The following is a 17,295-nucleotide window of genomic DNA, read 5'->3' as shown; positions in this document are numbered from 1 at the left end:
ACTGCAAGCTCGGAAACAGGTTGCAGTGGCATGAAAAGATTTGGCAAGTCGTGGATCGTTGTTCTGTTGTCCTTCCTCTATCTCATTCATTGTCTGCCGACAGCGCTCGCTCAGGAATCCACGCGCTCCGGCCACGACACGCGCAGGCAGGCGGACAAGCGAACGAGTGTGGTGAAGAAGAATTCGGCGGGTCGCAAGCGCCTGAAAGGCCGGCGCGCCTCATCCGGGAGGCAACAACGCTCGCGCGTAACGTCCGGTGCGCGAACACGTATCAAGTTGTCCCGGAAGCGGGCGATTTCGCCGCAGGCGCGCCACAGGGCCGGCTCCCGCGCCCACCGCACGAAAACCGCCAGGCCTGTGCGCCGCAGCTCGCGCGTCATCGGCGCGCATGCGTCTCCCGGAAGACTGCGCAGCCTGTCGGCCGAAGCGGCATTCGTCATCGACCCGTCAACCGGCGATGAGCTTTATGCAAGAAACGCCGGCGAGGTGCTGCCGATTGCATCGATCACCAAGCTCATGACGGCGCTGGTGGTGCGCGACGCCCGTTAGCCAATGGATGAACTGCTGACCGTGACACGGGACGATGTCGACAGGATCAAGCACACGTCCTCCCGCCTGCCGATCGGATCGAAGCTCGCCCGAAGGGAGATGCTGCAGATTGCGCTGATGAGCTCCGAGAATCGCGCTGCATCTGCGCTGGGCCGCCATTACCCGGGAGGGCTCAAGACCTTCGTCGCCGCGATGAATGCCAAAGCGCTGTCGCTGGGCATGCACGACACGCGCTACGTGGAACCGACCGGCCTCTCCAGCGCCAATGTGTCCAACGCGCGCGATCTCGCAAGGCTGGTACGGGAAGCGTACAAGTATCCGCTGGTCCGGACGTATTCAACCCAGCGCGCTTACGAGATCGATCCCGGCGGGCCTTCCCTTCAATACAGGAATTCCAATCGCCTCATCGCCAACCCGGAATGGGACATCAACCTCCAGAAGACGGGCTACATTGCCGAGGCAGGACGTTGCGTTGTCATGCACGTCGACATCGACAAACGCCCGCTGATCATCGTTCTCCTGAATTCCCAGGGCAAGTACGCGCGCGCGGCTGATGCCAATCGCATCCGCCGCTGGCTTCTGGTCGGCGGCATGTCATTGATGTAACGCAGCGCCTCGCCGGGACTTCTCTTGTCGGCAAGCGCCGTTCGGGCGCCGTGCAGTACCGCCCCTGCAACCCGTCGCGGCGGACCCCAGATCGGACTCACGCAGACCGGTTTCTCGACTTGCTTTGCTCCGCCTGTCGATGCGCGGCAAGCCGGAGAGCTCGTGCATAGCAATGACCCGAGTCGGGAAAGCTGGTGAATTGCAATGGCCCGCTTGGAAGCGCCAGCGCGAATGCTCGCGAGGGGGCCGGCCCATCCGGAACGCGCGCCTGTTCGTCACGCATGTCGCCGCACTGTTCGGTGCACGCACAGCTGCGACAGGCCGACAAGCGCAGCGCGTTCAAGACATGACGGCAGCCAGTTGAAGCGTCACGGGCGCGGGCCTCGCTCCCGGCACCATTGGCCGCGCCGGTCCAGCGCACGGGGGAATTCACGCCTGGCACTGGGATCGGCGCGAGGCCTATGTATGCTGCAGGGCGAGAGGCAGGCCCGTCCTGCCGCGCCGGAACGACGTCGTCTCGACCGAAGGATCCGCGTCGTCGTCGCCCAACTTGAAGATGGCGACGAGACTGCCCAGCTTTCCTGCCTGCTCTTGCAGCGAGCTTGCGCCGGCGGCCGCCTCTTCCACGAGCGCTGCGTTCTGCTGGGTCACCTGATCCATCTGGCCGATGGCGCGGTTGACCTGCTCGATACCTGCGCTCTGCTCCTGGCTCGCCGCGGTGATCTCGCCCATGATGTCGGTCACCCGATTCACACTTCTGACGATCTCGTCCATGGTCGAGCCCGCTTCGGCAACAAGCTGGCTGCCCGTATCCACCTTGCCGACCGAGTCCTGGATCAATACCTTGATCTCCTTCGCCGCTGCCGCAGAACGCTGCGCCAGGTTGCGCACTTCGGTTGCCACTACCGCAAACCCGCGCCCTTGTTCGCCTGCCCGTGCAGCTTCCACCGCGGCATTGAGCGCAAGGATATTCGTCTGGAAGGCGATGCCGTCGATGACGCTGATGATATCGACGATCTTCTTGGAGGAGGTGTTGATCGACTCCATTGTCTCCACCACCTGTGAAACGACTTCACCGCCCTTCAGCGCGACGGCGGCGGCAGAGACGGCCAGATGATTGGCCTGGAGCGCATTTTCCGCATTCTGCTTCACCGTCGACGTCAGCTGGTCCATTGCAGCGGCGGTTTCCTGCAGCGAGGACGCCTGCAGTTCGGTACGCGAGGACAGATTGCGGTTGCCAGACGCGATTTCATGGGTTGCCGCGGATATGGCATGCGTGCTGCTGCGTACTTCGGCGACGATCTTAAGGAGGCTGTCCCGCATCTCCCTCATCGCATAAAAAACACTTGTTCGATTGCTTTCCTCGGCTTCGATCACGACTGCAAGGTCGCCTGTGGCAATGCGCTTCGCAACTGCACTCGCCTGGGCCGGCTCGCCACCCAGCGCGCGCGAGATCGCCCGAACAATGACGGTTGCGACGAGCGTACCGGTGGCCACCGCCGCGGCGCACATGATGAGCATCAGCGCCTGAAATCCGCTCGCGACGTCCCTGGCCGCGGCAGACTCGGACTGGTTCATTCCTTCCTGAAGGTCGATGAACTTGTTGATGCGGGCCAGCCATTCCACGAATGCGGGTGCGGCATCCTTGAGCATCACCCCCTTTGCTTGCTCAAGCTCGCCTGCCTTGCGCAGCTCGATGACTTTCGCAATCAGTGGTAGCGTCCTGGCCTCGATTTCCTTGATACCCGCCAGGATTTGGCGTTCTTCGGGACGCGTGTCCGCGCGCTCCCCGAACATCTTGTCAAGCAGCACCGCCGATTTTTCGTAGTCGGCGGTCAGGCGGGTGATGTCCGCCACGGCGCTGTTGAGCTCATCGTCATTGTCGACGAGCGTGACGTCGCGAAGGCTGATCGCCCGATCATGTACGCTGCCGCGGAAGTTGATCGCGTAGCGTTGCTTCACGCTGTTGACGTCGCCGATGGTGATCAGACCCGCAGAAATCGTATTGACGCGGGTGACGCCAATCACGGTAAGAACAATCATGAGCAAGAGTATGACGGCGAATCCGATACATACCCGCGCCTTGATGGTAAGACTCGATAATCCTGTGCTGTGCATAGTTAGCCTTGACGGTGACAGTTGCGTCGTAAAAACGCTTTTATTTCCTTGGGGAAAGTAATATAACATATGTTTGTCTTAGACAAACGCGCATTCGGAGCGGCGATGGTGCCCATATCAGTTGTCTCGAGCGAGACAGGTATTGCAAAAGAGGTATTGAGAAAATGGGAAGACCGTTATGGCTTTCCCATGCCGCAACGCGACGCCCTCGGGAACCGGATGTACCCCCTGGAGCAGGTGAGCAGGCTGAAGCTGATCAAGACGCTGCTGGACCGCGGCCTTCGGCCGGGAACGGTGGTGCCGCTCGACGAGGCACAGCTAAGTGAACTGCTTCCGGCACAACCGGCACCGGTTGCCGGCGCCGCGCAGGAAAACGGCGATCAGCTGATTGACCTGCTGCTGAGGAGAGACCCGAACCGGCTGCATGAAAGCCTGAGAGCCGAGCTGACGCGGGTTGGATTGGAAAGCTTTGTCCTGACCTCCCTGCCGCGCCTGACTGCATCGGTGGGAAATGCCTGGGCGACCGGCAGGATCGAAGTACACGACGAACATCTGTACACGGAGATCGTGCAAGGCTTGATCAGGGAAGCGCTCCAGCATGCCTTCGACCCGCTCGGTTCGCCGCGTGTGCTGCTTACGACCGTCCCCGGCGAATTGCACATGCTTGGCAATTTGATGGTTGAGGTGGCGCTCACGTTGCAGGGCGCCCGCTGCATTTCCCTTGGCGCACAGTCTCCTTTGCCGGACATTGCATCTGCAGTGCGTGCCTACCACACGCAAATTGTCGGGCTGTCCTTCAGCACCTCTTTTCCGAAGAAGAGCATTGTTCCGATCCTCCGGCAGCTGCGATCGCAACTGGACGGCGAGACGCAATTGTGGGCGGGAGGGGCCGGCGTAGTTGGACTGGACAAGGTGCCGCGGGGAGTACGCCTATTCCAGACCCTGGACGCTGCTTGTGACGCCATTCAGGAATGGCGCAAGCGGCATGCGCTTTCACCGCGTTGAGGTGCACCGCCAGCATTGGCGAGGGCAGATGTCGATTGATTCCGCCGCATACAGCTGAATACGCCGGATCCCGGCCAGAAATGGCGGAATGATTGACTCCCGAATACACCACGAGAAGACGCGAACGGACGGGGCGACATCGCCATGTTCACACCGTTTCAGCCTAGCTACGCAACAAGGCCTCCCGCGTCGCCGGGTTTTCGCACTGCTGCAGCCACCATTGCAGTGCCCGCCCGGGGGGCGAGCTGCCGCTCTTTCGCCATGCATAGCTCAGCTGCAGCTCGCGTTCTGCGCGCTCGACCCGCTTGACGACCAGGCGTCCCGTCCTGACATGGGGCGCCGCTAGGCCCGCCGGCAGGAAGCCGGCGCCCAATCCGCGCAGCTGCGCCTCAAGCTTGGCGTCCATCGACGCGACCGTCAGCACATCCTGCTCCCGCAGCAGGCCCAGCGTCATGCCGCTGCCTCGCGAGATGGAATCAGCGACGGCAACCATCCGATGCTTGACGATCGCCAGGTCGCTCAGCGGCTCCGCTTCCTGCGCCAGCGGGTGATGCGGCGCGACCGCAAACACGAACCGTGGCGCACCGAGCGGGCGCGCCTGCAGGCCGGCCGTCGTCGCCGCTTCCGCCATCACGCCGAGGGCCAGGTCGGCCTGGCCGGAGGTCAGCGCATCGAGCGTGCCGGACAAGGTTTCATGGCGTAGACGCAGCTGCGTGGGCGGCTGCATCGCGAAGAAGGCCTCGCACAGTTCCAGGATGGTGGTCCTGTCGATAATGGTATCCACCGCGATGGTCAAGCGCGGTTCCCAGCCGGTGGCGACGCGCTTGACCCTGTTTGCCATCGCGTCGATCTCCACCAGCAGTCGGCCGCCCTCGCGCAGCAGCTCGATCCCGGCCTCGGTCATTTTTGCCTGGCGCGAGCGCCGGTCGAACAGCAGGACGTCGAGCGCATCCTCGACCTGGCGCACTCTGTAGGTCAGCGCGCTCGGCACCATGCCGAGCGCGCGCGCCGCCGCCGCAAAGCTGCCCCGCTCGGAGATTGCCTGGAGCATGGCCAGGGTATGGGGCGTCAATACGTCCCTTGGGGAGGGAATTTTTTGCTTTTTCATTGCGCGACTGTTCAAGTTTTTTGAATGTTACCGTCAATCCAGCTGCAACGCGGGCCTTGCCCTCGCCACTACACTAGCGCTTTGCCAATTTGCATCAGCGTCTTCATGCCCGGACCCAGGAGAGTGCAATGAGAACCACCGCAGGAATGCGCAGGGGCGGCGTCCCCAGGCCAGGGATATCGGCAGAACGTTACTCGACGCCTGCGATCGTCCTGCACTGGGTGATGGCTCTCCTGGTGCTGGGCCTGCTTGCAATCGGCCTCTACATGACGGGACTGCGCCTGTCGCCGGAGAAGCTGCAGCTGTATTCCTGGCACAAATGGGCAGGGGTGACCGTGTTCCTGCTCGCCATCGTGCGGGTCGCATGGCGTCTGGTCCGCAGGCCGCCGGCCCTGCCCTCCCACATGTCCGGCCCCGCGCGCCTGGCCGCGCATGCCGGTCATGGGCTGCTCTACCTGCTGCTGTTCGCGATTCCGCTGAGCGGCTGGCTGATGAGTTCGGCCAAGGGCTTCCAGACGGTCTGGTTCGGCGTGCTGCCGCTGCCCGACCTGATCGGCAAGGACAGGGATCTGGGTGACCTGCTGCAGACCGTGCACTGGTATCTGAACCTGCTGCTGATGGCCGCCGTGGCCGCCCATGTGGCCGCCGCGCTCAAGCACCATTTCCTCGACCGGGACGACGTCCTGAAACGCATGCTGCCCGGACGCTAGCCGGCAGCTCTTCAAGAAGACCAAGCATATGAAACACACCATCGTGTCCCTGCTCGCCGCCCCTGTGCTGCTTGCGTCCGCTGCGCATGCCACGGAATACACCCAGGTCCAGCCGGACAAGAGCGCCATCGCCTTCGCGTATCAGCAGATGGGCGTGAAGATGGACGGGAAATTCAGGAAATTCAACGCCCAGCTGCGCTTCGATCCGGCGAAGGCGGCCGCGGCCAAAGCCAGCTTTGAAGTCGATCTTCTCAGTGTCGACCTGGACTCCGGCGAGGCCGAACAGGAAGTCGCGGACAAGGCATGGTTCAACAGCAAGGCCTTCCCGACGGCCCGCTTCGTATCCACCGCCGTCAAGCCGCTCGGCGGCAACCGCTATGAAGTCGCCGGCCAGCTCAGCATCAAGGGCAAGGCCAGGGACATCGTGGTGCCCGCCACCTTCGCCGAACAAGGCAAGACCGCCGTGTTCAGCGGCAGCTTCGCCCTGCGCCGCGCCGACTATGCCATCGGTGAAGGCACCTGGTCGAAATTCGACGTCGTCGCCAATGACGTGGTCGTCAACTTCCGCATCACCGCCGCCGCAAACTGATCCAGTCGCATTCGTTCAACTCACCCGGAGCCCATCCATGACCATGATTCGCCGAATCCTTGCCACCACTGTCCTTGCTGCCGCTGCCGCCCCTGCGCTGGCCGCGCCGCAGACCTACGTGGTCGAGCCGACCCACACCTACCCGCGCTTCTCCTACAGCCACTTCGGCTACTCGACCCAGCTGTCGCGCTTCAACAAGACATCCGGCAAAGTGGTGTTCGACAGCGCCGCCAAGACGGGCTCGGTCGACATCAGCATCGACACCACTTCGGTCGACACCGGCTTCGCCACGTTCGACGAACACATCCAGGGCGCGGACTTCCTCGACACCGCAAAATACCCGACCGCGACCTTCAAGAGCACGCGTGTGGTGTTCGAGGGTGAAAAGCCGGCGAAGATCGAAGGCAACCTGACGCTCAAGGGTGTCACCAAGCCGGTCACGCTCACCGTCACCAGCTTCCAGGCGATGCCGCATCCGATGCTGAAGAAGGACGCCATCGGCGCCAACGCGTACACGCTGGTGAAGCGCTCCGATTTCAACGCCGGCAAGTATGCGCCCAACGTCGGCGACGAGGTGCGGATCGATATCGCCATCGAAGCGATCAAGGAATAATCCCGCAGTGCCGTGCCCTCACACGCCTCGCTGCCCGACGGTTGAGTGGAAAGAAGCGCGTGGAGGGATCAGGGAAGGCGGCCGGCATCGGAGGTCTGGAAGCCCCTTCCCGTGAAATGCACGTCATTGCAGGAAAAGTCGGTGCCGGCCAGGCCAGGATGCCGGTGAATTCGATCCGGCGTCCTGACCGCCCGGCTTAACCCAGCGCAGCCCAGGCCGCGACAAACTGCGTGACAGCGCCGAGGATGACGGTTGCGCGTACCTGTTGTCGGATGGTGTGCGCCAGCTGCTCCGTCAGCTCCCGCGATTTCTCCACCATCTCCTTGCTGGGCGGTTTGATCCCACCCTGGAACGCGAGAACGGTCGTATTGTGTATCGACTCCAGCTCCAGGAGCTTCGCCCCGATCACGGCAGCCGCACCGGCTGCCTCCGCGCGTTCCGCCTGCGTCCCCAGGAGACTGCCGGATATCCCCTCAAGGTAGTTCTGCTCCTTGGTCAGTACATCTACCGCAGCCAGGTAGTTGAGCATGTACTGCCCCATTGTCTGCAGGTCTTGTTTCGTCGACATAGCGGATCTCCAGTACGTTACGGTGTGGCGGTGTCGGGCGAAGCGGCGCTCGCGGCCTCGTCGATTCTCTTCTTGTTTTCCCGGACAGATTCGCGGACCTTCTCCGCCAGCGGTTTCAGGTCATCCTGGCGCTTGGACCAGGACAGCTCCTTCCCCATGTCCGCAAACTTGCGCTGGGTTTCAGTGATGGCCGCCGCGGTGCTCGGCAGCGGCAGAAGGAGCTTGCCGAGTGCGGCATTGATTGCCTTCTGGTCGGCGATCGCCTCGGCTTCGCTTTCTGCCAGTCCCTGCACCAGCGCGGTCATGTTGCTGATGATGTAGGCTGCGCGGGCGTCGCCCGCAGCCTGCCTGGCCAGGTCGTCGACACGGAGATTCCTGTCGAGCCGAACAGCTTGCGTTCGCTGTCGCTCAATGCTTTCAACCAGCAGCTTCTCCGAATGGGCTTCCGCTTTTCGGAACGCCTTGAGCTCAAGCTCCATCTGCGATACGAGCGCGACACCGTGATTGGCCTGATCAAGTGCCGCCTGCGGCGTACTGCATGCCGCAAGCGCGCAGGTCAGGATGGCGGCGGGTATTGACCGAGTGTTGTTCATTTGTTGACTCCTGCACCGATCCACAACAGCGACAGGCTGTTGATGAAGGCGCCGATCTGCTCCGGCCTGATTCCCGCGGCGCCGAAGGCGGCGAGCTGGTCTACGTTGGCGCCGACCAGCGTGTTCCATTGGGCCACGTTCGCCTCCGAATATCCCAGCAGGATCTCGTCGTCCAGGGCATTGAGCCTGAGCGCGATCTTCTTGAATTCCCCGCCCTTTCGAACGCCGGTATCGACGTAGAGCGCGACCGCTTTCCACACGTCCGCGCGCTGCTCGCTCGTCGTCGCCTTGGCCCTGGCCGGCCGCGACGGTGCGCCGGGCAGTTCGGGCGGGGTGAGCACCTCCACCATGGGCTGGCCGAGCAGCGACGGGGAGAGCTTTTCCGCGACGAGCATATCGAGATCGATAAAGCTGGCAACCTGTTCGCGCAACAACGCTTCCTGCTGCTGCAGGAGCGCGACCCGCAATTCCCGCGTTGCGATCTCGCGGGAGGCCGCATCGTACTTGATCTTCGACAGGTCCTTCTGCAGGATCAAGGGCATCAAGCTCGCCTTGTTCGCCTCGGCCAGCTGCGCCTTCGTTTCGTCGAACAGGTCCGGCAACAGGACCAGCGCCATGGCGGCCCTGCTCGACTCGGCCGGGGGCTGTTCACCGGCAGGCGTGTTCCTTATCGTCGCCAGGAAGGCGTTCAGCGCGTCCTGCTCCTTGTCTGCAAGAAACTGGACGGAGAAGACATCCTCCGCTTTCATCAGCTTTGGAAGCAGGTCCGCCAGCTTCTCCGCCGCCTTCCGAACGCGCTCGCCCTGGCCCTGCTTCTCCGCCTTGTCCCGTTCGATAATGACAGCCTCTACCTCGGCCCTGAGGGCAGCGGTCCTGGCTCTCAATCCCTCAAGCGCGTTGCGCTCCTTGTCGAGGCGCTTCACTACCGCACCAAGCTCGCCGCCGAGACCCATTTTTTCCAGTGACTGGAGATGGCCTTCAAGCTGCTTGCATTGCGTGTCCATCACCCGCAGCACGGCGCGTACCGGACCCGCCGGCGGCGAATCCGCAGAAGCAGCCGCCGGCAGAGGTTCATGTTCGTCGACCCACCGATCGAGCAGCTTCTTCACCTCGGTATTCTTCGCAAGATCGTCGCAGGTCGGGGCATTCAGCGAAAAGAGCGCGAACTGCGGTACAACCGTGTTCGAGATATACCGGCGCCGTTCGTCGACGGATTTCATCGTCGTCAACCAGGGGGTGTAGGACTTGATGCGTGCCGTGCGCGGCGCAAGCGCGCTGCTCGCCGGGTCGGCGGCGGGGGAGCCGAGGACCGTGTCGGCGCCGGAAAGCCGGGAGACCATGTTCAGTCTTGCCAGCACCGTATCGCCTGGCGCGGTCCCGGTTGCGACGGCGCGTATGATGGCATCGCGCTGCACCCGCCCGAGTGCATCGATCGCAAGCAGTTGCTGCTCGAGTATCGCAGCGCGGTTCTTGCGCGGAATTTCGATCTGGTTCTTCAGATCGACCTTCGCGTAGGCATCCTTAAGCTCCTTCCCTTGCTTGTCCCGGGTTTCACTGTAAAGGACCGCGCAACCGCTGACCGACGCCAGGACGGAGAACATGACGACGGCGCGATGCCCCAGACGCAAATACCCTCGAAGCCGCTTCATTCCCGTCACCTTCCTTTCTTGTCAAAAGTTGTAAATTGCGCGGTAAAGCGGACATGATTTTGGTTGATGCATCATAGTTTGAAGTAACAACAAGTCAATAGTCCGATTGGCTTGTCGGGCAATGCCGTTCAGCGACGATCGGCCAATGGTGCTACACCCTGCTCTTCCGCGATCGCCGGCGACGGCCGGCAAGAACCGTGGCGAATCGAATGCCGTGCCGGGCGCATCAGGCGCAGGACGATGTGAAGTGTCGGCCGCGTCGCCGGCCTGGACTACCTGCACCACTGCCGTGGATAGCGCGCGTCATCTCGCCTGTATGCAGTACCTGGCCTTCCGACGGCAAGTACATGCACGCGACGGCGGTATCGCGTGATAGCGAAAGAAAACCGGCCCCCTCGCATGCGCGAGCACTTTACGGACGGGGGGCGGTGGTACGAGAAGCAGAGGGTGCTGCGTGGACTGACGCGAGAGGTACTGGAGGCACAGGCCGCAACGCCTGCACTGCCATTCATCGCGGCGTTACGCGCACGATCCCGATCCCGTCCGGCGGCATGCAGGCCTTCTCGATGAAATGCGAGAATCGATGTGCAGTCTCGCGAGAAATCGGGCAGCGCCAGGAACGGAGCGGCCGTCGTCGAGGACCAGGCCGGCAGCCATGCGCTTGCCGCTCTTCCGGGCCATGCTCCGGCCTCGTCCGTCGTCTTTACATGCCGGGCGCCGGCACTTCCGGGATTGGGACGCGCAGGGCACGGTTGAGCATGTTCCAGCCCTTGATCGCCGCGACCGCGTAGCCGATTTCGACGATCTCGGTATCGCTGAAGTACTTCTTCACCAATCCGAACTCCTCGTCGCTGGGGTCGCTGTGGGGCTGGTCATTGACGATCTCGGCCCAGCGCAGTGCTGCCCGTTCCCGTTCACTGAAGAACGGCGCCTCGCGCCAGACGGCGAGCGCATTCAGGTGCCGCGGCTCCATGCCCTGGCGGACAAGGTCTCGCCAGTGCATGTCGACGCAGAAGCCGCAGCCGTTGATCTGCGACAGGCGAAGCTTGATGAGCTCGACCAGCCGTTCGCCGAGCGAGCTTTGCTTTACCGCGGTAGAGAGCGCAACCAGGGCCCTGAGATTGGCAGGCGAATGCTTCATTAACGGAATACGGGCGATATCAGACATGGCAAACCTTTCATTGGAAGCGAGCGCGCCCCTTGCGCACTCTCTCCCAAGACGAACCACGGGCCGGTTTTGTGACAGGGCGCCGGCGCGGCCGATCATGCCATTCCTCGCGCCTTTTCCAGGCCTGGCTGAAACGACTCGATCACTTTCGCCAGTTCGTCCATCCGGGCTCTCGATCGGTCCGGATGACCGGTCTCCCAGAGCCGGTCGAACTCCTCGACGGCAGCCCGGTACCGCGCCTCCTCGGCGCTCATCCCGGCAGCATCGCAGCTTTCCGTGCCTGGCGCTTCCCGCCGGGACGATTGGTTTCGGGCAGTCATCCTCGCCTGGCAGCGTGCCTGTCGCTGCCGCTGCACGCCTTTTGGACTGAGTATCTCAAGGACCCTTACGATCCGCCGAAGATTCGCCAGGTGGTATTGCGCGTCCTCGGGCATGGTTTCCGCCTTCCGCAGGTGCACACGCGCGTCCCTGCGGAGGGCGGCGAGGAGTGCCTCCATTTCATGCGGGAAGAGTACGGACAATCTGTCGCTCATCTGAATCTCCAGTTTCCGGTCTGCCCTCGCCATTGTCCTGCCGGGTTCGTTCACCTGGATTTGAGGACGGCATCCATGCCGGCAAGGGTTGGGCCAACCTGCCGGTCTTGCCGGCACCAGCATCAAGACGATCCAGGGGACGGTTCCGTGACAGCGTTCCTGTTATTTTTGTTGCCACATGGCTTTCGCTCGCGGCTGGTGGCGCGGCAGGCACAAGGGGGACTGTCCCTCGCGATCAAGCCTGCAGGCTGTCGTCCGCCAGCGTCGCAAGCCATGCGACGATTCGCCGCAGCAGATCGATCCGCGGATGATCGTGCAGATACATCGCACGGTAGGAGAAGCCCGGCAGGCTGAGCGGGTGCAGCTGCAACAGCTGGCCACTGCGGAGATGCCGGGCGACGAGCAGCGAGCTGACCAGCGCGACGCCGGCGCCGTCGACCGCTGCCTGGATGGCGTGACTTTCTTCGCTGAACACGATGGTCCTGGCGACCTCGTGCCGTGACACGCCGGCGAGGTCCGCCCAGGCGCCCCAGTCCGGTCCATGCAGGGCCGCGTTCTTCCAGTCGTAACCCAGCAGTTGACTTGCCGCGATGGTGCCCGCGGCGACGGGCAATTCACAATCCCCCAGCCATTCCGGCGAGGCGACGACAATGTAGCGGTCGGAAAAGAGAATCTCCTCCGACAAAGGCGTCGGCCGGCCCGGGCCGTAGCGTACCGCGATATCCGCCTCCGACTTGCGCAAGTCTGCCAGCCGCTCGCTTGCGTCGACCGTCAAGGCGATGCCGGGATAGCGCTCCCTGAACGCCGACAACCGGGGTATCAGCACCATGGCCGCGAATGCGGGGGTGACCGAAATTGTTGCCGTGTCGCCTTCACGCTGCAGGTCTGCAACGGACTGGGCGATCCGGTCGAACCCGTCGCGCAACACCGGGAAGAATCGTTCGCCGGCCGCCGTGAGCGCAATCGCGCGAGGCGACCGGTCAAAGAGTTTCATGCCCACCAGTTCTTCCAGATGCCGGATCTGATGACTGACGGCAGTCGGCGTGACATGCAGTTCCCGGGCCGCCTCCTTGAAGCTGAGGTGGCGTGCAGCGGCTTCGAACGCACGCAGCGCATTCAGCGGTGGCATCTGTCGACGTGGCGCCATCTGCAAATCCCTACAGGTCATGGACGATACGCATGGTGAGCAGTACGGGCGCGCCGTCACCGCGCTAACGCATCAGGAAAGGCACCACGCTCGCGCTGCGTCCATATGGAACGGATTGCAGTGGCGTGCGTGCCAGGGAAACACCACGGCATTTTAAGTCGGAATGGAGAAGCGCTGGCGGGCAGAACGCCCGTCAGCGCAGCCGGCTTCCTGGGCGGCCCCGATGGAACCGGGCGCCGACGGCGATGCCGATCTCCTCACGCCATCTCAGGTGTGAGTCCGCCGCTCATCGCGCAGCAAGTGCGCCGGCGCCTTCCTGGCCATGGAAACGCGGTCATGATGAGAGTCACGGCGCAATCGCGCGCATGGCGGCGGCAAGGCTTCCGGCAGCGGCGTGGACCCTTGCCGGTTGCAGGCGCCCGAGGCAAATTCATGCCACGCGCGCGACCCGCGAAGGCGCTGGCCCGAGCGCAGCCAGCTGCATGACGAGCGTGTCCACCGCGGCCTCGGCCGTCTCGATGGACGCCTGCAGCCGGGTATCGGCGAATTCGTCGTACTCGACCGCGACGGAATGCACTTCCGTGATGCCGATGTAGGCGAACGCGGTCTTGATCGACCGCTCCACGTGATTCATGTGATGGATGCGTTCACCCGGATCGTATCCGTAGTCGCCCCGGGACGTGAGGATGACGAGGCGCTTGTTCTGCCCGGACAGCATCGGCCAATACGGTTCGCCTTCCCGATTTCTGTCAAACCCGAACGTCTGGCCGACGCGCACGATGTTGTCGATGTATGCCTTGAACTGGGCGGGGACATTGAAGTTGTACATCGGCACGCCGGCAACGATCAGGTCGGCGGCCAGAAGCTCCTTCACCAGTGCGTCACTTTCGGAAAGCACTGCCTGCATCCACGGTTCCCGCTGTTCCGGTTTGGTGAAGGCCGCGTGTATCCATTCCCCGGACACGGGCCTGGGTGGATTCGCCCCGACGTCCCGGTACACCACGTCGTCGTCGGGGCGGGCAAGCCGCCATTGCTGAATGAATCGCGATGAGAGTCGGCGTGAGTGCGATCCGGAGCGGCTCTCTCGCGACGTTCCCTGGCGGGCGCTCGAATCGATGTGCAGGATGGTTGTCATGGCGCTTTCGTGCTGGGTTCGTACAGGTTCGCCTGAGCGCGTTTCGGAGGGGCCCGGTCCGAAACGTCGGACGCGATAGCCGGGCTCAGGCGCGAGTTCTCATCGTAGATGCCCACGTCGGCCCGGACAAACGTTTTATCCTCGGCATCGGGATGAGTTTTTCTTGCGTACCACGGGCCTCGAAGGCGGCGCGTACATGGCCGCAGCGACGCCACCGCCGGAAACGAGCGGGATTGTCCCGAGGTCGCTACTGACCCCGGTCTGCGGTAGCGTCGACGGACCAAGGGACAGTCGATGCCCATGGAACAGAGGCATGAAGCAGCACTTCAATGCATGGAAGCCAGGCGGCTTTGCGGGCATGGACCTGCACTGCGTCGGTGGCCGAGTCGCCCGCGCTAGGCAGGCACGACCCTCCCCGGTCCGCTCGGCCGCGGCAGCAGGACGCGCTTCTCCAGGAGCGGTTTCACCAGTTCGGGGGCAACCGCCTCCGACACCAGATGTCCCTGGATCTCGTCGCAGGAGAGACGCCGCAGCGCTCCCAGCTGCTCCCCGGTTTCCACGCCTTCGGCGACGACGCACATGTTGAGGGCGCTGGCCATCGACATGATGGCGGTGAACAGCAGCCTGCCCTCCTCTCCCTCGGACAGTGCGGTGGTGAAGGCCTTGTCGACCTTGAGCACATCGACGTCCAGGCGATGCAGCTGCGCCATCGATGAATAGCCGGTGCCAAAGTCGTCGATCATCAGCTTGACGCCCATCGTCCGCAATGCCGCCAGCTCCCTGTTGACCACGGCACTGCGGTCGATCACCGCTGATTCCGTCAGCTCCACTTCCAGCCATTCCGGTGCGATGCCATGCCGCGCGAGGCATCGCTCGATGTAGGCGCTCACCGTGCCGGACTTGAGCTGCTGCGGCGATACATTGACGGAGATCGGCACGAGCGGCAGTCCCTCCGCCTTCCAGGCGGCGATCTGCGCGCCTACCTTGTCGATCACCAGTTCGCCGAGCCGCACGATCAGCCCCATGTCCTCCGCCACGTCGATGAACGCACCCGGGTACACGAGGTCCTGCCCCGGCCGGACCCAGCGCACCAGCGCTTCCATACTGGTGAGCACGCCCGTGGCGAGGCCGACGCGCGGCTGATAGTGCACCACGAATTCCTCCTGCTCGACCGCCTCGCGCAGCGCGCGCTCCTTGCTGAGCCGCAGGATGAGCGTATCGGAAAGATGCGGATGGTAGAAGGCGAAGCGCCCCTTGCCGGCCGCCTTGGCGGCATACATCGCGATATCGGCGTGCTTGAGCAGGTTTTCCGCGTCCCGGCCGTGCTCGGGGAACAGGCTGATGCCGATGGAGGCATTGATATCGCTGCCCGTTCCAGCGGACAGCGCGAATGGCCGGCAGATGCTCGCGATGATGGCACCTGCAACCCTGGCGACGTTCTCCACCGCGTCGATGTACTCGAGGATCACCACGAACTCGTCGCCGCCCAGACGGGCCACCTTGTCGCTGGCGCGCACCGTGTCGCTCAGTCGTTGCGCCGCCTGCACCAGCAGTTCATCCCCGGCTTCGTGCCCCAGCGTATCGTTGACGTACTTGAAGTTGTCCAGGTCGATGAACAGGATGGCGAGGCGCCGGTCCTGCCGGGCGACACGCTTGATCTCGCTGGGGAGGAAGTTGTTGAGCCAGTGGCGGTTCGGCAGCTTGGTGAGGGCGTCGTTGTTGGCCAGGTGTGCCAGCGCCTGCGCCTGCTCCTTCTCCTCCGTAATGTCGCGTACCGTGAGCGCCAGCCCGGCGGGCGAGCGGATCAACCGCCTGAAAATCCAGCGCGCATGGATCGGCGTGTTGGGGGCAACGCGTACCTCCTCCTCCAGGTAGCCTCGCTGCATCGCCGTCCTGCACAATCGCACGAGGTCCTGCGCGTACCAGGCAGGCTCTATCGCCGAGACGCGCAGTCCGATCATGGCCTGCCTGGTCTTCCCCATCAGTGCCGCCGCGCGATTGTTGCAGTCTTCCAGCCGGAAATCCTCGACCGCGCCGTTCTTGCCCAGGAGAGGCCGAAGCATGCAGAAGCCCTCGTTGGCGGCGTCGGTCGCGAGCCGATAGGTTTCCTGCGTCTCTTCGGCTTGCCTGCGTCGTCGCGTTCCCCTTGCTGTGATCGTCGAGGCCGCCGCTGCCAGGGCGAATACGAGCAGGGTCGCGAATGTCGCAGTCCTGCGCCTGGCCGTGACCTGCCCCTGGTAGGAACGCAGCGCGTCGCCTGTCGACAAGCCGATCAGGGCGACCAGCGGATAGGCTTCAAGACGCCGCCAGGCCACATAGCGGGACAAGCCGTCGAGAAAGACATCGGCGCCTTCCTGCCTGAAGCCCTCATCCTCCGCATAGTTTGGATGCGTCCGGAAGAATGTCGCATTGAAGTCGCCGCCGGCCCCGGGAGCCTTGGTTGCGATCAGTGGCCCGGCGAGAAGCCGTACGGACACAAAGTCATGGCGGCCCCGGACCGCGTTCTGCTGGAAGATCACGAGATGTCTCGGCTCCACCGACACCAGCGCGATGCCGTCGAAACCGCCGTTGCTTCGCTCGAGCCTGCGCGCAAACCGGATGACCGGCCTGTCCAATGTGATTCCTTCGCTCGTGGGAAGAATAGTCAGCCCGAGGCAGCAGCGATCGCGGAGGATGGAAAAAAGATCGAGCGAACTGATGTTGCGGCCGAGCGGCGACGGGACTGTACTGGACACCAGCTCTCCGTCTCGGTCGAAAATGCTGGCATAGAGCGGGCGGTTGTCCGGAAAAAGTCCCAGCGCGCGGTCCCTCTCCAGGTTGACTGTCGTACCCGGTTCTTCCCAACTCGACTTCAGGCGCAATGTGATCTGGTCGATATGCTCGATCATGTGGCCGAGCTGTTGCGCGTACGCATGCGCGGCGTCCGTGGCCGTTTCCTGGATCTGCGCTTCCGCACGCGCTCTGCCCTCGCGCACCTCGCCTTCCGTGTACAGCCAGATGAAGATCGACAGGGCGAGGGCAAGCACGGGCCAGATCAGGATCAGCAAGACATCCCGGCGAAGCATCCCTCTTGCGGTCACGTTACGCATGGTCACCACCACCTGTCGTTCATTCTAGATGGTCCTGACTGCCCTGAAGTTCTTGTCCCGTTGATTTAATGCTGGAATGGTCGAGGAACCCAGGCATGGCGGGGGCATGCAATAC

Annotated in this window: 14 protein-coding genes and 1 pseudogene; 5 read left to right on the top strand and 10 right to left on the bottom strand. The window is 63.3% G+C overall.

The window, feature by feature from the left end; translation table 11 throughout:
• Nucleotides 1–30: 30 nt before the first annotated feature.
• Nucleotides 31–1,155 (top strand): annotated as a pseudogene (gene pbpG, locus VIM12_RS14490) (D-alanyl-D-alanine endopeptidase).
• Nucleotides 1,156–1,614: 459 nt separating this feature from the next.
• On the opposite strand, the gene VIM12_RS14485 reads toward pbpG, so the two are convergent.
• Nucleotides 1,615–3,342, bottom strand: coding sequence for a methyl-accepting chemotaxis protein (locus VIM12_RS14485; RefSeq protein WP_331942367.1), 1,728 nt, complete (start codon nucleotides 3,340–3,342; stop codon nucleotides 1,615–1,617).
• Here VIM12_RS14485 and VIM12_RS14480 point away from each other — a divergent pair, their 5' ends adjacent.
• Nucleotides 3,343–4,278 carry a MerR family transcriptional regulator gene (locus VIM12_RS14480; RefSeq protein WP_331942366.1) on the top strand — a complete coding sequence of 312 codons (936 nt, stop codon included), beginning with the start codon at nucleotides 3,343–3,345 and terminating at the stop codon, nucleotides 4,276–4,278.
• Nucleotides 4,279–4,441: 163 nt separating this feature from the next.
• Here VIM12_RS14480 and VIM12_RS14475 read toward each other — a convergent pair whose 3' ends face one another.
• Nucleotides 4,442–5,386 carry a LysR family transcriptional regulator gene (locus VIM12_RS14475; protein ID WP_331942365.1) on the bottom strand — a complete coding sequence of 315 codons (945 nt, stop codon included), beginning with the start codon at nucleotides 5,384–5,386 and terminating at the stop codon, nucleotides 4,442–4,444.
• 128 nt (nucleotides 5,387–5,514) lie between these two features.
• Here VIM12_RS14475 and VIM12_RS14470 point away from each other — a divergent pair, with 128 nt between their 5' ends.
• From VIM12_RS14470 to VIM12_RS14460, 3 genes are read left to right on the top strand one after another with little or no spacing between them, the layout of a single operon-like run.
• Nucleotides 5,515–6,096, top strand: a complete 582-nt coding sequence (locus VIM12_RS14470) for a cytochrome b (RefSeq protein ID WP_331942364.1) — start codon at nucleotides 5,515–5,517, stop codon at nucleotides 6,094–6,096.
• Nucleotides 6,097–6,124: 28 nt separating this feature from the next.
• A complete protein-coding gene (locus tag VIM12_RS14465; RefSeq protein WP_331942363.1) occupies nucleotides 6,125–6,685 on the top strand; it encodes a YceI family protein in 561 nt (186 codons plus the stop codon).
• Nucleotides 6,686–6,728: 43 nt separating this feature from the next.
• Nucleotides 6,729–7,298 (top strand): YceI family protein, encoded by a 570-nt coding sequence (locus tag VIM12_RS14460; RefSeq protein WP_331942519.1) that lies wholly within the window; start codon nucleotides 6,729–6,731, stop codon nucleotides 7,296–7,298.
• 196 nt (nucleotides 7,299–7,494) lie between these two features.
• On the opposite strand, the gene VIM12_RS14455 is transcribed toward VIM12_RS14460, so the two are convergent.
• The 8 genes from VIM12_RS14455 to VIM12_RS14420 form a co-directional block, all read right to left on the bottom strand.
• Nucleotides 7,495–7,866 (bottom strand): hypothetical protein, encoded by a 372-nt coding sequence (locus VIM12_RS14455; protein WP_331942362.1) that lies wholly within the window; start codon nucleotides 7,864–7,866, stop codon nucleotides 7,495–7,497.
• A 17-nt stretch (nucleotides 7,867–7,883) separates the two neighbouring features.
• Nucleotides 7,884–8,459 carry a hypothetical protein gene (locus VIM12_RS14450; protein ID WP_331942361.1) on the bottom strand — a complete coding sequence of 192 codons (576 nt, stop codon included), beginning with the start codon at nucleotides 8,457–8,459 and terminating at the stop codon, nucleotides 7,884–7,886.
• Entirely contained in the window at nucleotides 8,456–10,108 is a 1,653-nt protein-coding gene (locus VIM12_RS14445; protein WP_331942360.1) for a hypothetical protein, read from the bottom strand. The genes VIM12_RS14450 and VIM12_RS14445 overlap by 4 nt, the downstream gene beginning before the upstream one ends.
• Before the next feature lie 703 nt (nucleotides 10,109–10,811).
• Nucleotides 10,812–11,276, bottom strand: coding sequence for a carboxymuconolactone decarboxylase family protein (locus VIM12_RS14440; RefSeq protein WP_331942518.1), 465 nt, complete (start codon nucleotides 11,274–11,276; stop codon nucleotides 10,812–10,814).
• A 95-nt stretch (nucleotides 11,277–11,371) separates the two neighbouring features.
• Nucleotides 11,372–11,809, bottom strand: coding sequence for a hypothetical protein (locus VIM12_RS14435; RefSeq protein WP_331942359.1), 438 nt, complete (start codon nucleotides 11,807–11,809; stop codon nucleotides 11,372–11,374).
• A 235-nt stretch (nucleotides 11,810–12,044) separates the two neighbouring features.
• The gene (locus VIM12_RS14430) at nucleotides 12,045–12,956 is read right to left on the bottom strand and encodes a LysR substrate-binding domain-containing protein (RefSeq protein WP_331942358.1); all 912 of its coding nucleotides are present in this window, start codon (nucleotides 12,954–12,956) and stop codon (nucleotides 12,045–12,047) included.
• A 430-nt stretch (nucleotides 12,957–13,386) separates the two neighbouring features.
• Entirely contained in the window at nucleotides 13,387–14,091 is a 705-nt protein-coding gene (locus tag VIM12_RS14425) for an FMN-dependent NADH-azoreductase (protein ID WP_331942357.1), read from the bottom strand.
• A 395-nt stretch (nucleotides 14,092–14,486) separates the two neighbouring features.
• Nucleotides 14,487–17,180: a bifunctional diguanylate cyclase/phosphodiesterase gene (locus VIM12_RS14420; protein ID WP_331942356.1), complete on the bottom strand. Its 2,694-nt coding sequence runs from the start codon at nucleotides 17,178–17,180 to the stop codon at nucleotides 14,487–14,489.
• Between the last annotated feature and the right edge of the window lie 115 nt (nucleotides 17,181–17,295).

The organism is Noviherbaspirillum sp., from assembly GCF_036563305.1.
In the GTDB taxonomy this organism is placed as follows: Bacteria; Pseudomonadota; Gammaproteobacteria; order Burkholderiales; family Burkholderiaceae_D; genus Noviherbaspirillum.
This window is presented reverse-complemented; position numbering and strand designations above follow the sequence as displayed.

What these genes read in the sequence shown, in the direction of transcription:
- VIM12_RS14465 (WP_331942363.1), top strand. Translation starts at nt 6,125, where the DNA reads ATGAAACACACCATCGTGTCCCTGCTCGCCGCCCCTGTGCTGCTTGCG.
- VIM12_RS14445 (WP_331942360.1), bottom strand. Translation starts at nt 10,108, where the DNA reads ATGAAGCGGCTTCGAGGGTATTTGCGTCTGGGGCATCGCGCCGTCGTC.
- VIM12_RS14485 (WP_331942367.1), bottom strand. Translation starts at nt 3,342, where the DNA reads ATGTTATATTACTTTCCCCAAGGAAATAAAAGCGTTTTTACGACGCAA.
- VIM12_RS14430 (WP_331942358.1), bottom strand. Translation starts at nt 12,956, where the DNA reads ATGGCGCCACGTCGACAGATGCCACCGCTGAATGCGCTGCGTGCGTTC.
- VIM12_RS14440 (WP_331942518.1), bottom strand. Translation starts at nt 11,276, where the DNA reads ATGTCTGATATCGCCCGTATTCCGTTAATGAAGCATTCGCCTGCCAAT.
- VIM12_RS14455 (WP_331942362.1), bottom strand. Translation starts at nt 7,866, where the DNA reads ATGTCGACGAAACAAGACCTGCAGACAATGGGGCAGTACATGCTCAAC.
- VIM12_RS14450 (WP_331942361.1), bottom strand. Translation starts at nt 8,459, where the DNA reads ATGAACAACACTCGGTCAATACCCGCCGCCATCCTGACCTGCGCGCTT.
- VIM12_RS14475 (WP_331942365.1), bottom strand. Translation starts at nt 5,386, where the DNA reads ATGAAAAAGCAAAAAATTCCCTCCCCAAGGGACGTATTGACGCCCCAT.
- VIM12_RS14470 (WP_331942364.1), top strand. Translation starts at nt 5,515, where the DNA reads ATGAGAACCACCGCAGGAATGCGCAGGGGCGGCGTCCCCAGGCCAGGG.
- VIM12_RS14435 (WP_331942359.1), bottom strand. Translation starts at nt 11,809, where the DNA reads ATGAGCGACAGATTGTCCGTACTCTTCCCGCATGAAATGGAGGCACTC.
- VIM12_RS14480 (WP_331942366.1), top strand. Translation starts at nt 3,343, where the DNA reads ATGTTTGTCTTAGACAAACGCGCATTCGGAGCGGCGATGGTGCCCATA.
- VIM12_RS14425 (WP_331942357.1), bottom strand. Translation starts at nt 14,091, where the DNA reads ATGACAACCATCCTGCACATCGATTCGAGCGCCCGCCAGGGAACGTCG.
- VIM12_RS14420 (WP_331942356.1), bottom strand. Translation starts at nt 17,180, where the DNA reads ATGCGTAACGTGACCGCAAGAGGGATGCTTCGCCGGGATGTCTTGCTG.
- VIM12_RS14460 (WP_331942519.1), top strand. Translation starts at nt 6,729, where the DNA reads ATGATTCGCCGAATCCTTGCCACCACTGTCCTTGCTGCCGCTGCCGCC.